The sequence below is a fragment of the Oscillospiraceae bacterium genome, assembly GCA_022483045.1.
In the GTDB taxonomy this organism is placed as follows: Bacteria; Bacillota; Clostridia; order Oscillospirales; family Acutalibacteraceae; genus Caproicibacterium.
The window spans coordinates 1,672,299-1,694,763 of record JAKVOA010000001.1; the positions used below are offsets into that span (position 1 = coordinate 1,672,299).

At 53.5% G+C, this 22,465-nt stretch carries 19 protein-coding genes; 12 read left to right on the plus strand and 7 right to left on the minus strand.

The window, feature by feature from the left end; translation table 11 throughout:
* Positions 1–96 precede the first annotated feature (96 nt).
* The 3 genes from LKE53_07980 to spoVAD all read left to right on the plus strand — a co-directional run bounded on the left by LKE53_07980 (position 97) and on the right by spoVAD (position 3,610).
* A complete protein-coding gene (locus LKE53_07980; protein MCH3972683.1) occupies positions 97–2,064 on the plus strand; it encodes an NAD(+) synthase in 1,968 nt (655 codons plus the stop codon).
* A 62-nt stretch (positions 2,065–2,126) separates the two neighbouring features.
* Complete coding sequence (spoVAC, locus tag LKE53_07985) at positions 2,127–2,564, plus strand: stage V sporulation protein AC (GenBank protein MCH3972684.1); 438 nt, start codon at positions 2,127–2,129, stop codon at positions 2,562–2,564.
* 20 nt (positions 2,565–2,584) lie between these two features.
* Positions 2,585–3,610, plus strand: a complete 1,026-nt coding sequence (gene spoVAD, locus LKE53_07990) for a stage V sporulation protein AD (GenBank protein MCH3972685.1) — start codon at positions 2,585–2,587, stop codon at positions 3,608–3,610.
* A gap of 88 nt (positions 3,611–3,698) precedes the next feature.
* On the opposite strand, the gene LKE53_07995 is transcribed toward spoVAD, so the two are convergent.
* From LKE53_07995 to LKE53_08015, 5 genes are all read right to left on the minus strand, one after another.
* Positions 3,699–5,450: a hypothetical protein gene (locus LKE53_07995; protein ID MCH3972686.1), complete on the minus strand. Its 1,752-nt coding sequence runs from the start codon at positions 5,448–5,450 to the stop codon at positions 3,699–3,701.
* Positions 5,451–5,455: 5 nt separating this feature from the next.
* Entirely contained in the window at positions 5,456–6,370 is a 915-nt protein-coding gene (locus tag LKE53_08000) for a MoxR family ATPase (GenBank protein MCH3972687.1), read from the minus strand.
* A 61-nt stretch (positions 6,371–6,431) separates the two neighbouring features.
* Entirely contained in the window at positions 6,432–7,442 is a 1,011-nt protein-coding gene (locus LKE53_08005) for an ATPase P (GenBank protein ID MCH3972688.1), read from the minus strand.
* A gap of 98 nt (positions 7,443–7,540) precedes the next feature.
* Positions 7,541–9,004: a carbon starvation protein A gene (locus tag LKE53_08010; protein ID MCH3972689.1), complete on the minus strand. Its 1,464-nt coding sequence runs from the start codon at positions 9,002–9,004 to the stop codon at positions 7,541–7,543.
* A gap of 405 nt (positions 9,005–9,409) precedes the next feature.
* Positions 9,410–10,942: a phosphomannomutase/phosphoglucomutase gene (locus tag LKE53_08015; protein ID MCH3972690.1), complete on the minus strand. Its 1,533-nt coding sequence runs from the start codon at positions 10,940–10,942 to the stop codon at positions 9,410–9,412.
* Between the two features lie 305 nt (positions 10,943–11,247).
* Between LKE53_08015 and LKE53_08020 the strand changes: the two genes are divergently transcribed.
* Entirely contained in the window at positions 11,248–11,517 is a 270-nt protein-coding gene (locus LKE53_08020; protein ID MCH3972691.1) for a hypothetical protein, read from the plus strand.
* Positions 11,518–11,572: 55 nt separating this feature from the next.
* Positions 11,573–12,538 (plus strand): MBL fold metallo-hydrolase, encoded by a 966-nt coding sequence (locus LKE53_08025; protein MCH3972692.1) that lies wholly within the window; start codon positions 11,573–11,575, stop codon positions 12,536–12,538.
* A gap of 283 nt (positions 12,539–12,821) precedes the next feature.
* Here the strand turns inward: LKE53_08025 and LKE53_08030 are convergent, their stop codons facing one another.
* Positions 12,822–13,745, minus strand: a complete 924-nt coding sequence (locus LKE53_08030) for a hypothetical protein (protein ID MCH3972693.1) — start codon at positions 13,743–13,745, stop codon at positions 12,822–12,824.
* Between the two features lie 128 nt (positions 13,746–13,873).
* On the opposite strand from LKE53_08030, the gene LKE53_08035 reads away from it, so the two are divergent.
* Positions 13,874–14,083 (plus strand): hypothetical protein, encoded by a 210-nt coding sequence (locus tag LKE53_08035; GenBank protein MCH3972694.1) that lies wholly within the window; start codon positions 13,874–13,876, stop codon positions 14,081–14,083.
* A gap of 348 nt (positions 14,084–14,431) precedes the next feature.
* Here the strand turns inward: LKE53_08035 and dusB are convergent, their stop codons facing one another.
* Positions 14,432–15,406 carry a tRNA dihydrouridine synthase DusB gene (gene dusB / locus LKE53_08040; protein ID MCH3972695.1) on the minus strand — a complete coding sequence of 325 codons (975 nt, stop codon included), beginning with the start codon at positions 15,404–15,406 and terminating at the stop codon, positions 14,432–14,434.
* 151 nt (positions 15,407–15,557) lie between these two features.
* On the opposite strand from dusB, the gene LKE53_08045 reads away from it, so the two are divergent.
* From LKE53_08045 to tsaD, 6 genes are all read left to right on the plus strand, one after another.
* Entirely contained in the window at positions 15,558–16,184 is a 627-nt protein-coding gene (locus LKE53_08045) for a pentapeptide repeat-containing protein (protein MCH3972696.1), read from the plus strand.
* Positions 16,185–16,297: 113 nt separating this feature from the next.
* On the plus strand, positions 16,298–18,904 hold the full coding sequence (polA, locus tag LKE53_08050; GenBank protein ID MCH3972697.1) for a DNA polymerase I: 2,607 nt from the start codon (positions 16,298–16,300) through the stop codon (positions 18,902–18,904).
* Positions 18,905–18,989: 85 nt separating this feature from the next.
* Positions 18,990–19,820 (plus strand): methyltransferase domain-containing protein, encoded by an 831-nt coding sequence (locus LKE53_08055; GenBank protein ID MCH3972698.1) that lies wholly within the window; start codon positions 18,990–18,992, stop codon positions 19,818–19,820.
* The gene (rimI, locus tag LKE53_08060; protein MCH3972699.1) at positions 19,817–20,281 is read left to right on the plus strand and encodes a ribosomal protein S18-alanine N-acetyltransferase; all 465 of its coding nucleotides are present in this window, start codon (positions 19,817–19,819) and stop codon (positions 20,279–20,281) included. Before LKE53_08055 ends, rimI begins: the two co-directional genes overlap by 4 nt.
* A 325-nt stretch (positions 20,282–20,606) precedes the next feature.
* Positions 20,607–21,287 (plus strand): helix-turn-helix domain-containing protein, encoded by a 681-nt coding sequence (locus LKE53_08065; GenBank protein ID MCH3972700.1) that lies wholly within the window; start codon positions 20,607–20,609, stop codon positions 21,285–21,287.
* 53 nt (positions 21,288–21,340) lie between these two features.
* A complete protein-coding gene (gene tsaD / locus LKE53_08070) occupies positions 21,341–22,354 on the plus strand; it encodes a tRNA (adenosine(37)-N6)-threonylcarbamoyltransferase complex transferase subunit TsaD (protein ID MCH3972701.1) in 1,014 nt (337 codons plus the stop codon).
* Positions 22,355–22,465 lie beyond the last annotated feature (111 nt).

Consider the following 22,465-nt stretch of genomic DNA (forward strand, 5'->3'; position numbering starts at 1 on the left):
AAACTACTGCTGCGACAAAACAGGCAGCTGCCGCTGTGCGGTTTTTCCGCAGGCTGTAGCTGCTTTTCTTTTTGTTATAAAGGAGGCTTCCCCTATATGGAGAATGAGCAAAGTACAGACAGCGCACAGAAGATGCCGGCAGATGGCTTTTTCCGCACCGCGGCAGTCACCCCGGTCATTCGGGTAGCTGACTGCAAAACAAACGCGGCCGCCGTGCTTGAGCAGGCAAAAGCCTGTGCAGCACGCAATGTGGGCGCAGCTGTATTTCCAGAGCTGTGCCTAACCGGCTACACCTGCGGCGATTTATTTCATGACCGCACCCTGCAGAAAGCCGCAGAAGATGCACTGGCCTGGCTGCTGCAGGAAACCGCCGAGCTGCCCCTTCTGTTTGCTGTGGGGGTGCCAGTCCCGTGCGGTGCCTCCCTTTACAACTGCGCCGCCGTTTGCTGCGGCGGGCGCCTGCTGGGGTTAACGGCAAAGCGTTATCTGCCGAATTACAGTGAATTTTATGAGCAGCGATGGTTTTCTTCTGCACCAGACGCCCCCCTGCACATGACCTTTGCCGGCCAGGAAACGCTTCTTGGGTACGGTATTCTGTACGCCTGCAAAGAGCTGCCAGAGCTTGTTGCCGGGGTGGAAATATGCGAAGACCTGTGGGTCCCCGCACCGCCGAGCATTGCCATGGCACAGGCAGGTGCCACGCTGCTGCTCAATGCCTCAGCAAGTGACGAGGTAATCGGCAAAGCCGCCTACCGCCGTGACCTGGTGCGTGGGCAGAGTGCCCGCCTGTACTGCACATACGTTTACGCGGACGCCGGTGAGGGAGAATCCACTACTGACCTGGTCTTTGCCGCACACAACCTGATTGCCGAGGGTGGCACTGTACTGGCTGACACCCCCCTGTTCCAGAGCGGCATTACTGCAGCCGACACTGACCTTGAACGCCTTTTGCAGGAACGCCGCCGCACAACCACCTGGCAAAACGGCCCGGCGCCCGGCGCAGTGGTTTCCTTTTCATTTGCCTATGCTTTTGACCGGCAGCAAATACAGCGGCGCTTTCCGCGTATGCCCTTTGTACCGGAAGATTCTGCCGACCTGGCAAAGCGCTGCGAGTGCATTCTTTCCCTGCAGGCAAACGGCCTGAAAACCCGCTTAAAGCACACAGGCATTCATTCTGCCGTCATCGGTATTTCCGGCGGGCTTGACTCTACCTTGGCACTGCTGGTCACCGCACGTGCTTTTGACCTGCTGGGGCTGCCACGCAGCGGCATTACGGCGGTCTCAATGCCGGGTTTTGGCACTACCGGGCGTACCAAAGGCAATGCAGAAGGTCTTTCGCGCGCACTGGGTGCTGCTTTCCGTGAAGTACCAATCGGCGCGGCGGTGCATCAGCACTTTGCTGACATCGGCCACGACGAGGCTGTGCAGGACGTCACCTATGAAAACAGTCAAGCGCGCGAGCGCACGCAGATTTTAATGGATATCGCAAACCAGACAAATGGCCTTGTCATTGGCACCGGCGACCTTTCTGAGCTGGCACTGGGCTGGGCCACCTATAATGGCGACCATATGAGCATGTACGGCGTAAATTCCTCTATCCCCAAAACACTGGTACGGCACCTGGTGCGCTACGCGGCGGGAGCTTTTGGCGGGGAAATCGGCAGTATTTTGCTGGACGTACTAGACACTCCGGTCAGCCCAGAGCTGCTGCCGCCCAAAGACGGCGAGATTGCCCAAAAGACTGAAGAAGTGGTCGGCCCGTACGAACTGCACGACTACTTTCTTTTCTATATGCTGCGCTTTGGGTTTTCACCGGCAAAGATTTACCGAATGGCCTGTGACACCTTTGCGGGCAGCTACCCGCCGGCCGAAATTTTCCGCTGGCTCAAGACTTTTTACAGGCGCTTTTTCCATCAGCAATTTAAGCGCAGCTGCCTGCCGGACGGCCCCAAGGTCGGCACCATTACGCTTTCACCGCGCGGTGACTGGCGTATGCCAAGCGATGCCAGCGCCCGCCTTTGGCTGGACGAGCTGAATTCGCTGGCGACCGCTGTTTCAGAGTAATCTTCCTTTTTGTATAAGCACGGCCCCCTTTGGAAAAGATACTGCCAAAGGGGGCCTTTTGTATGCAGATTTCCCAAAAGCAGTATCAATCCATGTACGAAAAAGCTTCGCCCGGCAGCAACCTTTTTGTCGACTGCCTGTGGGCTTTCGGCGTGGGCGGTGCCATCTGCGCACTGGGACAGTGGCTGTGCGACCTGTACCGAGCAGCAGGGCTGAGTTTGACAGCGGCCTCTGCCTGGGTTTCCATTACACTGATTGGTCTTTCGGCACTGCTGACTGCACTGCGCATTTACGACAAACTCGCAAAACACGCCGGCGCGGGCACGATTGTACCGATTACCGGCTTTGCTAACAGCATTGTTTCGCCCGCCATGGAGTACAAAAGTGAGGGACTGGTGCTGGGCATCGGCGCAAAGATGTTTACGGTAGCCGGTCCGGTACTGGTTTACGGCACCACCGCCAGTGTGCTCTACGGACTGATTCTGTACCTGTTCCGTTAGGAAAGAAAGGAGCGGAAAGTATGATACAGCGAATTGGAAACCACACTCTGCGCCTTGACCCACCCGCCTATGTGCGCGGCAGGGGTTCATTTGCCGGAAAAAAAGAAGCCGAGGGGCCGCTCGCCGCATATTTCGACGGCGTGCATGATGACACCACCCTGGGGCAGGACACGTGGGAAAAAGCCGAAGAAAAGCTGCAGACAGAAGCGCTGAAAACGGCGCTGCACCGGGCGGGCCTTGACCCCGCCCAAGTACAGATTATGTTTGCCGGCGACCTGCTCAATCAGTGTATTTCCTCTACCTACGGTTTAAAAGACCTGGATATTCCTTTTCTGGGACAGTACGGCGCGTGCTCAAACATGGCACAAAGCATGGGACTTGCCTCTGTATTTGTCGGCTGCGGCGCGGCAGAAAACGCCGCAGCCGTGACAAGCAGCCACTTCTGTACTGCAGAGCGGCAGTACCGCTTTCCGCTGGAGTACGGCGGCCAGCGCACACCGACCGCCCAATGGACAGTGACAGGCGCAGGCGCTGTCATTATGGGCAGCCAGCCGGCGGCGGTTTCTATCAAGGAAGTCACCTTTGGCCGCATGACCGACCTGGGGGTAAACGATGCAAACAACATGGGGGCTGCTATGGCACCGGCAGCCGCACGAACCCTGACCGACTACCTGACCGACACTGAGCGTACCCCCGCTGCATTTGACCTGATTTTGACGGGTGACTTGGGCTATGTCGGCAGTCAGCTGCTGCGGCAGCTGCTGCGCAAAGCCGGATGGGATGCGGAGACGACTCACAATGACTGTGGTCTGATGATTTACGACCGCAAAAAGCAGGATGTCCATGCTGGCGGCTCCGGCTGCGGGTGCAGCGCCTCGGTTGTGTGCGGGTATATCCTGCAGCAGATGGAGCAGGGTATTCTGCACGATGTGCTGTTTTTGGCCACGGGCGCGCTGATGTCCCCCACTGCGCTGCAGCAGGGAGAGGATATTATCGGCATTGCGCACCTGGTGCATCTGCACAGCGATGTGCCGCCAAAAGAATAGTCATGCCATACAAAAAAGCTTCGGAACCAGCAAAAGGCTCCGAAGTTTTTTATGGTGCGATTATACAATTTTGTACAGAAGGACTGCATCAGCCGCCAAGCTCCAAAATTTCCGCGCAGATTAGGCGGCCTGCGGCTACCGCAAGCTGATCCATGCGGCGAATGCGCACCATATCTCTGCCAAAAATTGTTTTTGCCGCCGGCGCGCTGCTGTTTTCGCCCATGAAAATTGCAGCCGTGCGAATTCCTTTTCCGCGCAGGGCACTGACCTCTGCAGCTGCATCCGCGACCCCCAGCTCCCCGCCATAGTCGCGGCTGAGCGGGAACTTTTCCCCGGGCGGCACCCTGTGGCTGTCGTTTGGGTTTGCGTCCGTCAAAAGCAAAAGCAGGTGCTTTTGCTCAGGCCCACTTTTCATCAATTCCCCCGCCGCACGCAAAGCAAGACCGTCGCGGTTCCAGCCGGCTGCAAAGTAGCGAAAAATGTTCCGATCTGCGCTTTTGTCCTGGTATGGTTTTAGTACCCGAAGGACCGTATAGCCACGCAGGCTGCAAAAGCTACTTACCTGCACGGAAATGCCGCAGAGACGAAGACTTTCGGCCAAAATATACCCCTGCGCCGCAATCAATTCTTGACAGTGCAGCCGTGAAGCGGAAGCATCAAGCATCAGGTCTACCGAAAAGCCGGGGTATTCTTCCGCTTCACGGCGCAAAAACACCCGCTCGTCCCGCAGCAGCGGTTCACGCCAGACGCGGCTGCTGTTTAGGCGCCCGCAGCGCGCCGCCACTTCTTCCGGCTGCTGCTGCAGCAGCATGTAGTTGCGAATTTGACCGGCCAGGCGAACGATTGCCCCGCGGTTGACATCGACAGCTTTCTCATAGGCTTTTCTGTTGCGCTGTTCCTGTAAGGCCGCCTGCTCTGCCAAACGCTCTGACTCCCCGCTGCGGCAGACACCCTTTGCAGGGACACCGTCCGTAAACCACAGGTGACAGCCGAGGTGATTGCCTGTGCAGAGCTGCTGCTCGACCGCTGCCAGCTCCTTTGGCGGGTAAAGCGAACGCCCAAAGCAGTCTTCAATATACTTTTTATCTGTCTGTGCATTTTCCTGCAGATTGAGCTTTGCGCGCAGGGCACTGGCCGTATGCGCCGCGCCGCCCTCTTCTGCTGCTGCAGAACGGTTAACAGTCAGTTTATCGGTACGCACCATTTCTGTAGGCAGAAGCTTTGTCAGCAGGGACACCCATTTTTCGCTGAAATGCAGCTTAAAGGGCGCACGCACGCGGGGCGTGCCGCTGAAGCCAAGATTTTCACGGAAAATTTTTAGGATTTCTGCCGACAAAGCCGGCCCGCTCAGTGCACCGCTGCAGGCAAGGGCCGCGTCCAGTTTTTTGTTTCGCACAGACAGCACCGGCAGGTGTTGTCCCAGCACACGCCGCCATCGCGCTGCCTGCAGCGCATAGACCAACTGATTTTTTGCCATCCACTGTTGACGAGAAAGCTGATATTCCTGCGCAAAAAAGTCCTTTGCATGTGCAGCGCGCAGTTCTTTCAGGACCGGGCGAAAAGGCAGCTCGCGCTCGTAGGCGGCATTTTCCAGGGCAAGCCACGCCAAATCATCAAACTGTGCCTGCCGCACATCGCCTGCCCATGCGGCAAACAGCGCTTTGGGCATTATTTCCCCATACCATTTGTGTACCAGCCCTACAATACAATTCATATAAAAATTTGGTTTTCCGCCAGAATCCAAGGCCAGAAACTGCGGCTCAAAATGATAATCGCCTGCAGCGGTCCAAATCTGATTGAGCGCACGCCGCTGCTGTGTGCTGTAAGTTTGTATATTCATATCTGTTAATCCGAAAACAGGCGGCTGCGCGTCAAATGGGCAGGCACACGGGCTGCAATCACATCACGGACCAGCCCCCGCTCGTAACCGTCAAAGACTTTGTTGGTAATGCCCATGTCAAGTGCTTGGTTGGCCTCAAGCCCCTGCTGCATCAGGCGCACCGCAGAAAGCAGGCCGCGCAGGTCCAGTGCTTTTGAGGAAATCTCGGCACTCGCGCACTTTTTCTGCAGATCTAAAAACAACGCAGAAAACTGCTCAGCTGCTTTTTGCCGAAGTGCCGGAAATTCTCGGTGCAGCAGCTTTTGCAGGTGCTCGCCGGAAATTGGCGGCATCTGCAGCACTACAAAACGTGACGCCAGCGCCTCGTTTAGCTCGCGCGTACCGGCATAGCCGTAGTTCATGGTTGCAATAAAGCGTGTCGCGGCGTCCATTTCAATTTGGTCGTAGCCTGGCACATCGATTGCACGGCGAAAATCCAGCGCAGAGTGCAACACTGCCAGTGCCTCGTTCTTTGCCATATTGATTTCATCCAACACCCCAAAACCACCGCTGCGGGCGCACTGGTAAATGGGCCCCGGGCGAAAGCGGACTTCACCACCCTCAAAGGTATCCATTCCAATCAGGGCAGAAGCATCCATATTGATATGAAAAGAAACGTTCCACGCGGGTCTGGAAAACACCATAGCAAGATTTTCTGCCAAGACATTTTTACCAGTCGCCTTGCTGCCAACAAGCAGCAGGTTTTCCCCGCAGAGCAATGCTGACGCGGCGGCTTCCCAGATTTCTTTACCGTAATAGGGATACCGCGGGTGCGGAACACGGCTCTGCAGCTGCGGCGGCACCGGGTGTGCCGCACAAAATGCCTTGATTCCCCCGATAATGCCGCTGTCGATGTGTTCTTCTTCCAGAAATTCGTACAATGTGCTCTCCCCTTTTGCTTTTGCCGGTCCTGTTGTTTGCACAGCGCCTGCCAAACAGCTTTTAGCGATAATCCTCCACCAAAAACATGGGTTTTATTGCGACAACTTCGTCGTATTCCTGCTGGCTTACCTGCACGCTGGAGTTGAGCGCTTTCAGTCCCTTTTTCAGGTCTTCATACGCCTGTGCAATGTTCTCTGCGCGGCCCTCTTCGATACTGCGGATCATTCTGGTGAGAGCGGCCGGGTGCGCATAGCGGGCAGGCAGCGGAAAGTCTTGAAAATCGTGCAGGTAGGCCTCCATATCACTGCGCGCCTTTTGCAGGTCGGCATCTACTTCACGCTGATTGCGGTGTGCGGTCGGCTTGATACAGATACCCGCAAACATAAATACAAATGCAAGCCCGATCAGCGTAAAGTAAATGCCCAAAGAGCCCTTTTTTGTAATCATTTCGTATACTCCATAGGCGGCCGCAACAATACCGGCAAACGTGACGGCGATCGCCACCCATTTGTAAGAGGGTCTCGCATTGCTGTTTACGCGCTTTGCCTTGCTCGCAGTAGAAAGCTTTTTGGAAAGTTCGGGGCGCTTTTCCAGGTATTTGCGTGCCCGCTTAATCTGCTCGATCGACTGCACTGCCTCGGGGGACAAGTCTGTTTTCAACCGCGCTTTTTCCTCTGCTTTGGCCCTTTTCAGATTTTTCTCTGCCTGAGCAGACATTGTCTTTATCTCTGGGTGATCGCGCTGCACCGCGGCAAGCATCAAGTCCACATTCTTTTCAAACTTAAAAGTGCACTCTATCTTGTTTCCGTTGTCATATTCCACTACAATATAGGGAATGGTGCCAAAAGCACCCTGACCGGAAAAGCCGCCTTTGCTCATAGCAATCTTTTTATAGACACGCTTTACTGCAGAAATCGGGACGTAAAAGCGGCGGCTGAGAAACATGCTGCTCAAGTACAGCGCCTTTTGCCCAACACCACAAGGACCATACTTTTTACAGCTCTTTTTATCTGCCCGCAAAGCAGCATCGTCCAGCCTCATTCTGCTCAGCGCGGAAGGTTTAAAAAACATTTGACATTCCTCCTTAAAATACCCCGGAACCAGCAACAGGGACCGCTGCACCGCAGTGGTCCCTGTTGTACAGACACAGAAAGTTTCTGCTTCTGCAGCTATTTCTTCAGCGTTTCGTAATCCGGATGTACGTCACGCTTTTTAATCGTGAACAGGAAAATACCGAGGAACAGAGCCGCAACGATAATGCCCACTGGGTAAGCCACCGCTGTGCCCAAATTGAGGCATTCCTTTGCATACACAAAATATGTAGAAGAAACCGCGCTCATAAAGGTTGCAGGTACTGCAGCGATCCAGTAATTCTTCTTTTCGTAGAAGAGGTACATGGCAGCTGCCCACAAAACGATCATAGCCAGGGTCTGGTTGGTCCAGCTGAAATAACGCCATACAACAGTGTAATCCAACTGGCTGATCAGGGCGCCGGCCACCAGCAGCGGAACACAAAGGGCAAGGCGTTTTACATAGCTCTTCTGGTCAATATGGAACCAGTCTGCAATGGTCAGACGAGCGGAGCGGAACGCTGTATCGCCGGAAGTGATGGGGCAGGCAATAACGCCCAGCATAGCAAGGATAACACCGACAGTGCCCATTGTCTTAATGCACACGTCGTAAATTGCAGCGGACTGTCCATTTGCCAAAGCAGCCTCAAGGCCTGTATTGAGTCCACCGGTAACTTTGTAAATTGCACAGCCGGCAGCGGCCCAAATCAGGGCGATAATGCCCTCACTGACCATTGCGCCATAAAATACGAAGCGGCCCTGTTTTTCACTCTTCATGCAGCGCGCCATCAGCGGGGACTGCGTGGAGTGGAAGCCAGAAATTGCACCGCAGGCCACGGTAATGAACATAACGCTCCAGATTGGGGTCTGCTTCGGGTGCATGTTGTAGAAATGGCTCCAGATTTCGGGGATGTTATACTCGGAATGGGTGAAAATACCGAGGCACACGCCAACTGCCATGACGATCAGGCAGATACCAAAAAGCGGATAGATTTTGCCGATAATCTTATCAATGGAAAGGAATGTTGCAATAAAGTAATAGAACAGGATAATTGCAAGCCAAAAAGTTTTGTTTGCCCAAATGCCGCCGATATTGCCGCTCTTAAACAGCGTGACAATCAGGCCTGCCGGGCCAACTGCAAACACGGTGCCAACCATGACCAGCAGCACAACAGAGAAAACACGCATGACGTTTTTCATAGCACCGCCAAGGTAAATGCCGGTTACCTCGGAAATAGAGGCGCCATCGTTGCGCTCGCTGAGCATGCCAGAAAAATAGTCGTGTACGCCGCCGGCGAACACTGTGCCAAATGTAATCCACAGGAAAACCACCGGGCCCCAAAGGGCGCCCTGCAGTGCACCAAAGATAGGCCCAAGTCCTGCGATATTCAGCAGCTGAACCAAGAACAGTTTCCACTGCGGCATAACCACATAATCAATGCCATCGTTGATTTTTACCGCAGGTGTCTCACGGTCATCCGGACCAAACGTCTTTTCCACTACTTTGCCATAAGTGAAATAGCCGCCGATCAGAATAGCCAAGCATATTAGGAAGCTAATCATTTCCAATCGACCTTTCTCTTATCTCTTACATCTCTCATGTATATTTGATAGATTTCCCACGCGCGCCATGGTTCCTCTACCACTTCCTATATTATTATTTTAGCAGAATAAATTTATCTATTCTAGCTAAATAACTGCCAGATTCGCCCCGCATATTTTAGTGTATTTTGCATAAAACTTGTTGGAAACCCTGCCAGCCTCTCGATTTATTCCTGTATTTTGGAAACAGGCCGCTGTTTTTTTCGCAGCCGCAGACACAGCTGCTTCTGTATGTTTTGAAAACGATACCGCATGTTGTACTTCTCGGCGCAAAACATACAAAAAAAGGCCGGTACACTTAGGGCAGCAGAGCTTCCCGCAGCGCACCGGTCTTTCCTCTTGTTCTAAACTGTTTTGCAGAATTGTTTACTCACCGGCAATGAAAGCTTCCAGTGAAGAGGTATCAATGCCGCGTTGTGTACGCAGATTGACATACATCTGGCCTGCAATCAGCTTTGCCCCGCCGGTCATGTTGCTTTCTATATTCAGGGGCATTACCGGGTCGTGCACACTCATGCGCAGCAGCGCCCAGCCATCGCCGGCCGTCTTGTCAAAAGAAAGGCGAACGCCTTCACAGGAATCCGGGTCCATTTTCCAGTGCGGCTGATGGCCCGCGCAGCGGCACAGCCCCTGCAGCACCTTTTCGCCTGCTGTGCGGAAATCTTCCGCCAAAATCGGCAGGCGCAGTTCCACTGCCTCTTCCGCCTCTGGCAGTGGGGCAATCAGGTCTTCCAAATCTCTGCCCTGTTTGCGCAGCGCCGCTGTTTTGATAATGATTTTTGTAACCAGATAGGCGCCGTCGTCCAGAAAATAGTTTTCCCGCATGGCCGCGTGTCCACTGGTCTCAATGGCAAGCGGGCAGTCTACGCCCTCTTTGTTCAGTCGCAGCGCTTCGTCAATGACATTCTTGTAGCCGCGCTTAAAGCGGCGCTGTTTGCCGCCCAAAGTTTTTTCGATATATGTCTTTAAGCCGTCACTGGTGACAGAATCGGTGACAACTGTGCCGCCGGGGGCGTTTTCCAGTGCGATTGCGCTGGCTACGGCAATCAGACGGTTTTTGTTCAGCTCGTTGCCACGGCGGTCCACTGCGCCGCCGCGGTCTACATCGGTATCGAAAATGACGCCAAGGTCAGCATGATTTTCCAGCACGGCACTGCGAACAGAAGCCATTGCCTTTTCATTTTCGGGATTTGGAATGTGATTTGGAAACAGGCCGTCGGGAATGAGGAACTGGCTGCCGGTAATATCGGCACCCAAAGGCTCCAGAACGTCCTCGGCATAAAAGCCACCCGCGCCGTTGCCAGCATCTACAACAATATGAAACCCGGCAAGCGGATGGTCGTAATCTTCTGCATTGACGCCCTTTTTAATAGTATCACGCAGGCGGGCACTGTACTGTGTCATATAGTCGCAGTCTTCTGTGCTGCCCTGCTTCGCGGGCGGAGTGTCGCCGTTTTGTGCATGCAGCAGGATCTGCTCGATATCGCTGCCCTCAAGTCCTCCGGAACGAACGAAAAATTTAAGGCCGTTGCGGTAAAACGGATGGTGGCTTGCCGTAATCTGCACGGCACCCGTGCAGTGCAGGTCAACAGTGGTCATAAACATGCTTGGCGTAGAGGCCAGCCCGCAGCACAGCACCCGGCAGCCAGCGCCGCTCAGGGTCTTTACCACATTCTGCTGAATGCGCTGGGCAGAAATGCGGGAATCGTGCCCCACAGAGATGACCATGTTTTCCGGCAGCGTACCGGTCTTTTCTGCCAGCCAAAGTACAAAGCCGGCAGTCATGCGGCAGATAACCTCATCTGTCAGATCAATGGGCTGATGATCCGGTGCACCGGGGCTTGCCACCCCGCGGATGTCAGTTCCGCTCTTAAAATGATTCCAATGTTTATCAAGCATATAGTGCTTCCTCCCTGTCATAATCCGCAAAAATGCGGGGAAAATTTCTGGTTTCAGGTATTTTCCTTATTATATCGCAAGAAATCAAATTTGTAAAATGTATGTATTGTATTTTTATATAAAAATTGCACGAAAACGGCGAAAACTTTTAAGCAACATCTGGAAATTTATAAGAGAATTTTTATCTTTTGGTAATTGACAAACCTAAAAGCATAGCTATAATAAAAGAAGGCCATATTATTATACTTGTAACTTGCCGGGCCTGCTCGACTACGAGTCCACTGAAGACAAAGGAGGATATGAATATGGCAGGGTCTTTACTGGAACTACATGATATCGATGTTCCAAAGTTCTTAGAGCTTTTGGAAAAATGCAAAGGTAATGTTTACCTCGTTTCTGATGAAGGGGATAAGCTGAACCTAAAAAGCAAACTGTGCCAGCTGGTCGGCCTTACACAGCTGATTGAGGGCGGCAAAATTGCTTCCTGCTACATTTCCTGTGATAATCCGGAAGACGAATCCATGCTCTTCCGCTTTAATCTTTACGGCAGTGCAGCAGCAAAGGACGAAAAATAAGCATGCACCAAGCGACCGCCCCTTGGGGCGGTCTTTTTTTGCAAAGGAGCATTTTATGAAAAAGGCAATTCGGTTTTTAGCCGCTGCACTGGCCCCGCTGTTTCTGCTGTGTGGCTGTGAAGAGGCGATTTCCAGTTCTTCGGCAGCATCCGCTGACTCCGCGGCGGCTTCTTCTGCGGCGGCGGAAAGTTCTGCAGAATCGTTGCCTGTATCAAAAAGTACAGGTACAGGAAAAACCGCCGTGTGGTTTTTTGACGTAGGCCAAGGCGACAGTGAACTTGTACAGCTGCCAAATGGCAAGAATCTCTTAATCGACGCCGGCACCGCCGAGTGCGGCACCGGGCTTGTCAAGCTCATCAAAGGCTTGGGTGTGCAAGAACTGGACTATGTGGTCGCCACCCATCCCCATGCCGACCATATCGGCAGTATGCGGAAAATCATTGAAACGTTTGCCATCGGCAGCTATTACATGCCGCGTGTTGCAGACGATGAAGTCCCCACCACCTCTACCTATACCAATCTGCTGAAAGCCATGCAGAAAAAGGGCATCAAAGCAATACAGGCAAAAGCCGGCGTCACCCTTTTCAGTGAAAACGGCTGTAAGGCACAGCTGCTAGCGCCTGTTTCAACTTCTTATAAAAACCTGAATAATTATTCAGCTGTCACTCTGCTGACGATTGGTAAAAAGAAATTTTTATTTACCGGCGATGCAGAGAAAGAGAGTGAACAGCAGATGCTGAAAAGCGGCGCTTCGCTGCAGGCAGATGTACTGAAATGCGGCCATCATGGCAGCAAAACCAGCACCACGGCATCTTTTCTGAAGGCCGTTTCACCTACGGACGCGGTTATTTCCTGCGGGCGCAACAACGACTACGGTTTCCCGCCGCAGCAGACGCTCTCGAAACTAAATAAGGACCATGTGAAAATTTACCGTACCGATGAGCAGCACACCATCTGCGCACGCACGGACGGCAACACTATCACTTTTCAGACCGGCCTTGCCTCTGCCACCGCAGCATAGTAAATCACCGAAAAATTCGAAATCCCCTTTGTGCAGTTCCTTTCCATGCACAGAGGGGATTTTTTGATACACACACGGCAAAAAGCCGTACGGCCTTTTTAGAAACGAGCCAGTTTTAAACCAAGAGCAGGCCGTTTGGCCGAAAAAGGGCGCGCAAAGGCTGCGCTCCCCATACTATAAAAGCCTGCCAGTCGGCAATCCTTCCCAGGGGGCTTTTGTGCACAGCAAAAAGCGGCCGCAGAAAGACAAATCTTTCTGCGGCCGCTTAGCTGTTTTTTATTGATTAGTGCCGATTTTCATTTAAGAAGCCGTCCCAGTCAAAGTCGCTGTTGCTGCTCTTTTTTGGGGGGAGCTGCTGCCGAATGGAAGCAGCGGTTTGACTGCCCGCTGCTGTGGTGCTCGGCTTCTTGGGGGCAGCGCTGCCCGTCGATGATGATCCAGAAGAAGAAGCCGGGGCACGATACGTCGATTTGGGCTGACTGGAAACGGAAGGCGACGGCATACGGCCGGTCGCCGTCGGGCGGCCGCGCAGATTGCGCGGGACCGCGTTGGAAGTCAGCGGCGGCTGGTGCTTGCGGGAAGCCACTCTCGCCACCTGTGCCTGACGTGCACGCTGTTTTGCCTCTGTATTGGAAAGGTCCGGCAGGACCATTGTGTCTTTGTCGTGCACTTCCGGTTCTTTTTTCAGTGCAGGTGTCAGCACAATCGGCGGACGCGTACGTTCAACAAATTCTTCGTACTCTTCCCGGTGCTGAATCCCGTCGCTGCTGGAATTGATATCTGTAAAGTCGTGAATCGTGTCCTGTGTTGCTCTGGGCCGGCTGGGCGGAACCACAATGGTATCTGCAGGGGCTGTATTTCTGCGCGGCGTATAGCCAGAAGCACGCGAAACAGGGGAATCTATCTCTGCAGTATTAAAATCATCGCCATACTCATTATCTGCGCCGCCGCTGTTTTTCGGGCCGCGGCCCTTGGGGGCGGCGGGTTTAGTTCTGCGGTGCTTTTTGGAGAAGAACTGCAGATAGATAAATGCAAAAACGCCGCAGGCCGCCGCAACAAGCAGACCCACACCGATCATAAACATCGTTGACACGCTATTGCTTTTGCCGCTGGTTAAAGTGCCGGCACCGCCGACCGAACCACTGGAGGCAGAAGAAGAGGTGCTGCTGTACAGGTTATCCCAATCCTGCGAGCTGGCGTTCTGCAAAGCAGAGTCCAGCTGCGCAGCGCGCTGGTTAATGGTGCTTTCATAAGTATTCGGTTTGGAAGCGCGAGAAGTTGACTTGCGACTGCTGGAAGTATTCGGGGCCACGTAACGAGAAGTGGAAGATGCTTTTGATTCCGTTTGATTGGTATTGTTATTACTACTATCACCAGTACCGTGAGTACCAGTACCATCACCAGTATTGTGAGTACCAGTGCCAGCACCAGTACCGTCAGTACCAGTACCACCACCAGTACCGTCAGTATCAGTGCCACCACCAGTACCGTCAGTGCCACCAGTACCACCGGTGGGAGCAGGTGGTTGGGATGATGAGGCAATAGTGCTTTGAGTATTCTCACTCACGCTGCTACCACCTCCGTCGCTGCTGTCAGCGGTTGCGAAAGCGGTCAACCCAAAAGTGGAAACCATAAAGACTAAAGTGAATAACAAGAGCAGCACGCGGCCTGTCTTTTTCTTCACGTTTATGTACCTCCTGTAAAAAAGCGGAGTGAAAAGGCGCTCCGCTGTACGTATTCTGTTTAATTATAATTTCATTGCATTCTGTGCTTCTTATTCTAGCACAAACAAGCGGACGAATACAAGTAGTATCGTGTGACAGGATTCGGGTACCGAGACCGTTTTTTTTAACATATTTTTTAACAAAAAAGTGGAAAACGGACTTCAAAAGTTCATTCTTTGTTTTCTGCAAGAATATCGCGTGCAAGCAGCTCTAAATCATGGAAAGTTTCCAGTTCGCCCGCGCGCCGGCGAAACTGCGCCGCACCGCGCAGCCCGTGCAGGTAACAGGCGACATGTTTGCGCGCCTCATGCATCGCGCGGTGCTCCCCTTTGTACTCCACCATTTTGGAAATGTGCTGCAGCATAACGGTTATGCGCTGATAAATGCCCGGCGCCGGAATAATTTCCACCTGATTTTGCAGGGCAGCGTTAATCTGCTGGAAAATCCACGGATTACCCATGGCGCTGCGGCCTACCATCACCGCGTCGCAGCCGGTTTGCTCAAGCATGTGTGCTGCGGCAACCGGCCCGGTCACGTCACCATTGCCAATAACCGGAATATCCACCGCCTGCTTTACCGCGCGAATCACGCGCCAATCGACCCCCGGGCGGTACATCTGGGTTTTGGTGCGCGCATGTACAGCCACGGCATCGGCACCGGCGGCCGCGCAGGCTTTGGCCACCTCGACCGCGTTAATACTGCCGCTGTCCCAGCCTGTGCGCATCTTTACAGTGACCGGAATACTGACCGCGTCCTTTACAGCAGCGACAATTTCGCCGCACAGAGCAGGCGTTTTCATCAGCACCGCGCCGCTGCCCGAGGCATTAATTTTGGGCACCGGGCAGCCCATGTTAATGTCGATGATATCAGGTGAAAAAGCCAGCGCAGCCCTAGCGGCAAGCGCCATGCTGCGTGGTTCGCTGCCAAAAATCTGCAGGCCGCAGGGGTGCTCCTGCGGGCCGATGACCATCAGCGATGCTGTTTTTTTGTCGTGATACTCCAGCGCTTTCGCGCTGACCATCTCTGTGACGCAATACCCCGCGCCAAAGCGCACGCACATCTCCCGAAAGGCACGGTCTGTAATGCCCGCCATAGGGGCCAGCAGCGCCCGCCCGGTCAATTCTACATTTCCGATTTTCAGCATAATTTTCTCCTCAATTCCGGCAGTCTTGTTTCTATTATACACAATTTTGCCTGTAAACAAAAGCGCTTCTCTTTTCCGCACCTAAAAAACGTGGTATACTGCTAACAGATATACAGAAATAAGCAGATCTGCAAAAGGGGTACAAAAAGATATGGAAAACGCCGATTCGGCCCGCTTTTTACAGGCGGTACAACCTTTGCTGGAGGAAGAAACGCCGCTTGCCGGCGGCATTTGGCACGGCGTTTTGCTGCCAAATGCTACACTGGAGCAGCTGGAAGTACGCCAATGCACCTTTGATGCCTGTACTTTTTCAGGTGGCAGCTTTGCCGGGGCCGATTTTCGGGAAGTACAGTTTCAGAACTGCGATTTTTCCAACACGCAGTTTACCGATGCGTTTTTCGCGCGCTGTCACTTTACAAACTGCCGCTGTATCGGTGCAAATTTTAACGGCGCGGTTTTTCGCGAACTTCATGTACGCGGAACCAATTTTCAGTACGCTGACTTTGACCGTACCCGCCTGACAGACGTTTCTATGGCAGAAACCGACCTGACGGAAGCGACTTTTTCTGAGGCTGCAATCAAGCGGCTGACCATTCGCCGCTGCCGTTTTGTAAAAAACTCCTTTTTCAAGACACCGCTTGCCGGCGTGGACTTTTCGGACTGCACCTTTTCAGCACCCGTTGTTTCATGGCCGCCGGCCGAGCTGAAAGGCGCCACGGTCAGCCTGACACAGGCCGCCGGGCTCGCGGGTCTGCTGGGACTGCACATAAAACTGTGACGTGGATTTCTACCTTTTATATATCAGCCAGGCAATATCGGGAAAGCGGCAGCTTCCCGCTGGAAAAACAAATAAAACTGCCGCCTATAAATCATTGACCGCGGAGGTACTTTATGAAACTACTCGTCCTGGACGGGAACAGCATTTTAAACCGCGCTTTTTACGGCATTAAGCTTTTGACAACCAAAGAGGGTTTATATACAAACGGCATATACGGCTTTATGACCATGCTGCAAAGGCTGGAAAAAGAGACACAGCCAGACGCCGTAGCTATTGCTTTTGACCTGAAAGCGCCCACGTTTCGCCACAAGCGCTATGCCGGCTACAAAGCCAACCGCCACGGTATGCCAGAAGAACTGGCACAGCAGCTGCCAAATCTGAAAAATCTGCTGACGCTGCTGGGGTACCGCCAAGTGACCTGCGGGGGCTATGAAGCCGACGATATTCTGGGCACGCTGGGGACCGCCTGCACCGCACGCCGCGACACCTGCATCATCGCCACCGGCGACCGCGATAGCCTGCAGCTGGTGGGGCCGTATGTTTCGGTGCGCCTTGCCAGCACCAAGTACGGCCAGCCGCAGGTGACTCTTTACGACGAGCAACGCGTAATGGACGATTACGGCGTTACCCCGCCGGAAATGATTGAAATCAAGGCACTGCAGGGCGACTCTTCCGACTGTATCCCGGGGGTAAAAGGCATTGGGCCAAAGGGCGCGGGACAGCTGATTCAGCAGTACCACTCCATTGATTATATCTATGAACATTTAGCAGAGCTGGATATCCGCGAAAATATGCGCCAAAAGCTGCAGAGCGGCAAAGAAAGCGCCTATCTTTCGCGTGAACTGGGCACGATCTGTACCACCGCACCCATTGACACAGACCCGCAGCATTATGTGAAAGGGCCTGTACAGAAAGCGGAAGCTGCCTCTCTGCTGCGCCGGCTTGAATTCTTTAAATTTCTGGAATCCATGGACCTTGACAGCACAGAGGCAGCGGCTTCTGACGAAGAAGAGGCCGCCGCCACAGTGCTGGTGCTGCACCCGGACTTAAAAGCACTGTGCAGCGCTCTGCAGCAGGACAAAAAAATGTATCTGCTGGGCGAATTTGATGGGCGTGAACTGACCGCCCTGTGTGTTGCGCGCAAAAACAAAGCCTACCTGCTGGAAACGCCGGAGGAATGGAACCAGATTTTTGCGCTCTCGCTGCCCTGCTGCACGTTTGACAGCAAGCTGCTCTACCTTGCCGCGGAAAAAGCGGGTGCTGTCCTCCATGTGGAAACTGACGCCCTGCTGGCCGCCTACCTGCTCAATGCCACCGCAAACGGCTACAGCTTTGACCATGTCTGTCAGGAATACGGCGCGCTTTTACCCGGCTCGGTAGAGCCGGAAAACATGCAGCCACAAGACCTAATGCGCATAGATACCCTGAGCGGCAGCGCCAAAGTCTGTGCGCTGCCCGCCCTGTGCAGCACACTGGAACAGAAAATTGCAGAGACAGATGAAACCTCCCTGCTGAAAAATATTGAGCAGCCCCTGGCGCGCGTACTGGCACACATGGAGCAGGTTGGCTTTGCAGTGGACCGCGAAAGCATTGCGGCCTACGGAAAAGTGCTGGAAGAAAAAGTGCAGACTTATCAGCGGCAGATTTGGGACGAAACCGGCTATGAATTTAACCTGAACAGCCCCAAACAGCTTGGTGAGGCCCTTTTTGACAAACTGGGCCTTCCGCACGGCAAAAAGACAAAGAGTGGCTGGTCCACCAGCGCCGCTGTGCTGGAAAACCTGCGGTACGATCACCCGGTCGTTGAGCTGGTTTTGCAGTACCGCACTGTCAGCAAGCTGAAAAGCACCTACTGTGACGGCCTGTTGAAAGTCATCGCGCCGGACGGCCGCATTCATTCAAGCTTTAACCAGACTGAAACCCGCACCGGCCGCATCAGCTCGACTGAGCCAAACCTGCAGAATATCCCGGTGCGAACCGACATCGGCCGCGAACTGCGCCGCTTCTTTGTTGCAAAGCCCGGCTGCGTGCTGATTGACGCCGACTATTCGCAGATTGAGCTGCGCGTACTGGCCCATGCTGCCAATGACAAAAACATGATTGACGCTTTCCGAAACGGCGAAGATATTCACCGCGCGACTGCAGCGCAGGTGTTCCACATGCCGGAAGAAATGGTGACACCCTTAATGCGCAGCCGTGCCAAGGCGGTTAATTTCGGTATTGTGTACGGAATCGGCGCCTTTTCCCTTTCCAAGCAGCTGCATATCTCCCGCAAAGAGGCTGACACCTACATTAAAGAATACCTGCAGCACTACAATGGCATCAATGACTATATGCAGCGCATGGTGAAGGAAGCCAAAGAAAAAGGCTATGCCGAAACCATCTTTGGCCGGCGGCGCTACCTGCCGGAACTTTCCAGCAGCAACTTTAACCTGCGCTCTTTCGGTGAGCGGGTCGCGCGCAATATGCCTATACAGGGCGCTGCCGCGGATATCATCAAAATTGCCATGGTGCACGTGGAAGACCGCCTGCGCAAAGAGGGCCTTGCCGCCCGCTTGATTTTGCAAGTACACGATGAGCTGATTGTCGAGGCGCCTCAAGCCGAGGCCGAAACCGCCAGGGTGCTTTTGCAGCAGGAAATGGAAAACGCAGCGCAGCTCTCTGTGCCGCTGACTGCTGACGCAAAAATCGGCAAAACATGGTACGAAGCAAAGGCATAAGGAAAAATCGGCCATAAAAGATTTTGCTTTTGCTCAAAACACCAAAGATGGATTTCAACGATAACTTTTAAGAAAGGAATTCTTTATGTTTTTTAGCTGTCCTGTTTGTAAAAAAGAATTTTATTATACAAATAGTAATCATACAGTGACCTGCGAAAACGGCCACAGCTTTGATTTTGCCAAAGAGGGATACTTGTACCTGCTGCCGCCCAACAAAAAACACAGCAAATCCCCCGGAGACGACAAAGAGATGGTCGAAGCACGGCGGCGCTTTCTTTCCGGCGGAAATTACGAACTTTTTGCCGAGGAGCTCTGCCAGCTTGCCCGCCGCTACACACCTGCCGGCGCGCCAGTTGTACTGGATGCCGGCTGCGGCGAGGGCTACTACACGGCCCAGCTTGCCGACACCCTGCAGGAGGGCGGCCGTACCGCACAGATTTTTGGCTGCGATATCTCAAAGGCGGCGATTCGTCTGGCCGCAAAGGCCGTGCCCGGCGTTTCTTTTGCGGTAGCAAGCAGTTTTTCGCTGCCAATGCCAGACGCCTCTGTTGACCTTTTGACGGATATCTTTGCACCGGTTGTTCCAGAGGAATTTCAGCGGGTGACAAAACCGGGCGGGCGCTTTCTGCTGGCAGTGCCCAGTGCGCGGCATTTGTACGGCTTGAAACAAATTCTGTATGATCAGCCTTACGAAAATGAAGAAAAAGACACCGACTACCCCGGTTTCTGCTTTCTGGAGCGGGTCCCCGTGCGTGGCAGCCTAACGCTTTTGGGGCAGGACGTACAGGACCTTTTCGCAATGACGCCTTATTACTGGAAAACCCCGAAAGAGGGCTGCGAAAAGCTGAAAAACGTAACAGAGCTTACAACAGAAATCGGCTTTGATTTTCTGGTATATGAAAGGAATCCACAGTGAGCAATACCGCACAAGTTGTACCTATGGCAGAAGCGCACATCGCCGCTTTGGCGCAGCTTGAGCGCCTGTGCTTTTCTGCGCCATGGAGTGAAGCCGGCCTGCGCGCGGAGCTTTTCTGTGACACAGCTGTTTTTCGGGTGGTTGTATCCGGCGGCAAAGTGCTCGGCTACGGCGGTATGCACTTTGTCTGCGGTGAGGGCTATATCGACAATATCGCAGTGCTGCCCGCCGCCCGCCGGCAGGGCATCGGCCGCAGGTTAGTCCAGGCACTGCTGGACTACGCAAACGATCGCGGCGGCGCTTTCGTCACGCTTGAAGTCCGGGAAAGCAACACCGCAGCCACTGCACTTTACCGTTCCCTGGGCTTTTTACCGGTGGGGCGGCGGCGCAGCTACTACACAAAGCCCGCGGAGGACGCCCTGCTCTTTACCCGCCGCTTTGAGAATCCCCCTCTCTCATAAGAAAGAAATTTCAATTTGTATGCGACTTGAAGAATTCTGTATGTTCCCTGTTTTTATCTTTGTTTTTGCCTTTTATGGTGAGATGTTCCATGTATCGTTCTATTTTTTTTAATTCTATCGCTGTTTGTCCCTATAAAAGCAAAGAGCAACCGGCAAGCGGGCAATGGATTGAAACATCCCCCCTTTACTTGTGCATTATGGCTCTTTTGGTATGCAGGAAGCTGTCCGCAACCGCCGGTTGCGGCACTGAAAAGCAGAAATGCTGGTCTGCAACCGCCTTTGTCTGCTATGCTTTCATCAACAAAACAGAAGAGGAGATTTCTTTATGAATATTGAAATTGCAAATCGGCTGGTACAGCTGCGAAAAAAGAATGGCTTCTCGCAGGAGGAACTCGCCGCAAGGCTCGGCATCAGCCGGCAGGCGGTTTCAAAGTGGGAACGCGCCGAATCTTCACCCGACACCGACAACCTGATTTTACTGGCGCAGCTTTACCATGTTTCGCTGGATGACCTGCTGAGGACAGACGATCCTGTCACACCTAAGCCACCGTCATGGGACAGCACCTCCGCACAAAGCGGTCCGCAGGCACCCGGCCCCGGCGCTTTCAATCCGCAGCCGCAAGGACATCCGGCCTGCTCCGAAGCCGCGCAGCAGCCGCCTTATTTACAGACGTTTTTATCTGCCGCTCCGGTTCTTTCCGCTCTGCTGCTGCAGCTGCTCTTTACACTGATTCCGCCGCTGCACAGCCTTGCCGCGCCGATTTTTACCCTGGGCACGACCTGCATCTATCTGATCTTAGGCTGTTGCTTTCGCTGCTGGCACCCAGGCTGGCTGGTTTTTTTGATGATCCCGGTTTACACGGCGGGCATCGTCGGTGCCTATCCGATTTTTATCACGATTATCTTTCTGCTGATGGGTTTTCTTTTTAACAAATGGCACCCAGCGTGGATTTTGTACATCACCATTCCTATTTTTAATGCACTTTCAAATTTTCTGCATTTTTGACTTCAAAACTTTATTTAATAAATAATAACCTGATTGAGGAGCTTCTATATCTTATGAAAATACTCGCATTGGAAAGTTCCTGTGACGAAACCGCTGCCGCCATTGTAGAAGATGGACGCACCATTCTCTCCAGCGTAGTCGCGTCGCAGGTAGAGGAGCACAAACTTTACGGCGGGGTAGTACCGGAAATCGCCAGCCGCCGCCACTGTGAGGCTGTGGTTCCCGTTACCCAAAAAGCGCTGGAAGACGCCGGCCTTTCTCTTGCCGATATTGACGCGATTGGCGTTACCTATGCGCCGGGGCTGATTGGCGCGCTGCTGGTGGGGGTCAACTTTGCCAAAGGGCTCGCGATGGCCTCTGGCAAACCGCTGGTACCGGTACATCACCTGCGCGGACACGTTGCCGCAAATTACCTGACCAGCCCCGACCTGAAACCTCCCTTTCTGTGCCTGGTGGTTTCGGGTGGGCACACGCATATTGTACAGGTAAAGGACTACACTGACATTGCTGTACTGGGCCAGACGCGCGACGACGCCGCCGGAGAAGCCTTTGACAAAGCTGCTCGCGCCATGGGTATGCCTTACCCCGGCGGCATTGAGCTGGACGAAACCGCCGAAAGCGGCGACGACCACGCCTTTACGCTGCCGCGCCCGCGGGTAGACGGATCTCGCTATGACTTCAGCTTTTCGGGGCTGAAAACTTCTGTTATCAATCTGATTCACAACGCCGAGCAGCGCGGCGAAACTCTTTCTGTGCCGGATCTTGCTGCCTCTTACCGGCGCGCAGTGGTCGACTGTCTTGAGCGCAACTTTGTGCGCGCAGCCGATGACACCGGCGCAAAGACGCTGGTGCTTGCAGGCGGAGTCAGCGCAAACCGCCTGCTGCGCCGCCGGCTTGCGGCTGTCTGCAAAGAGCGCAGATGGGCTTTTTACTGCCCGGCGCTCCCTCTTTGCGGTGACAACGCCGCCATGATTGCCTCGCAGGCTTATTATGAATTTTTAGCCGGTCATACCGCCGGAAATGACCTGAATGCGCGCCCTGAAATGCCTATGGAAGAAAATAATTGAAAGTAAAATTTGCAGAAAATTCATAATGGTGCCTTGCTTCCTGACGAAATGTGTACTATAATCATTGTTAAACGGCTGCTAAAACAACATGAGTGTATGGCCATTGGGCCG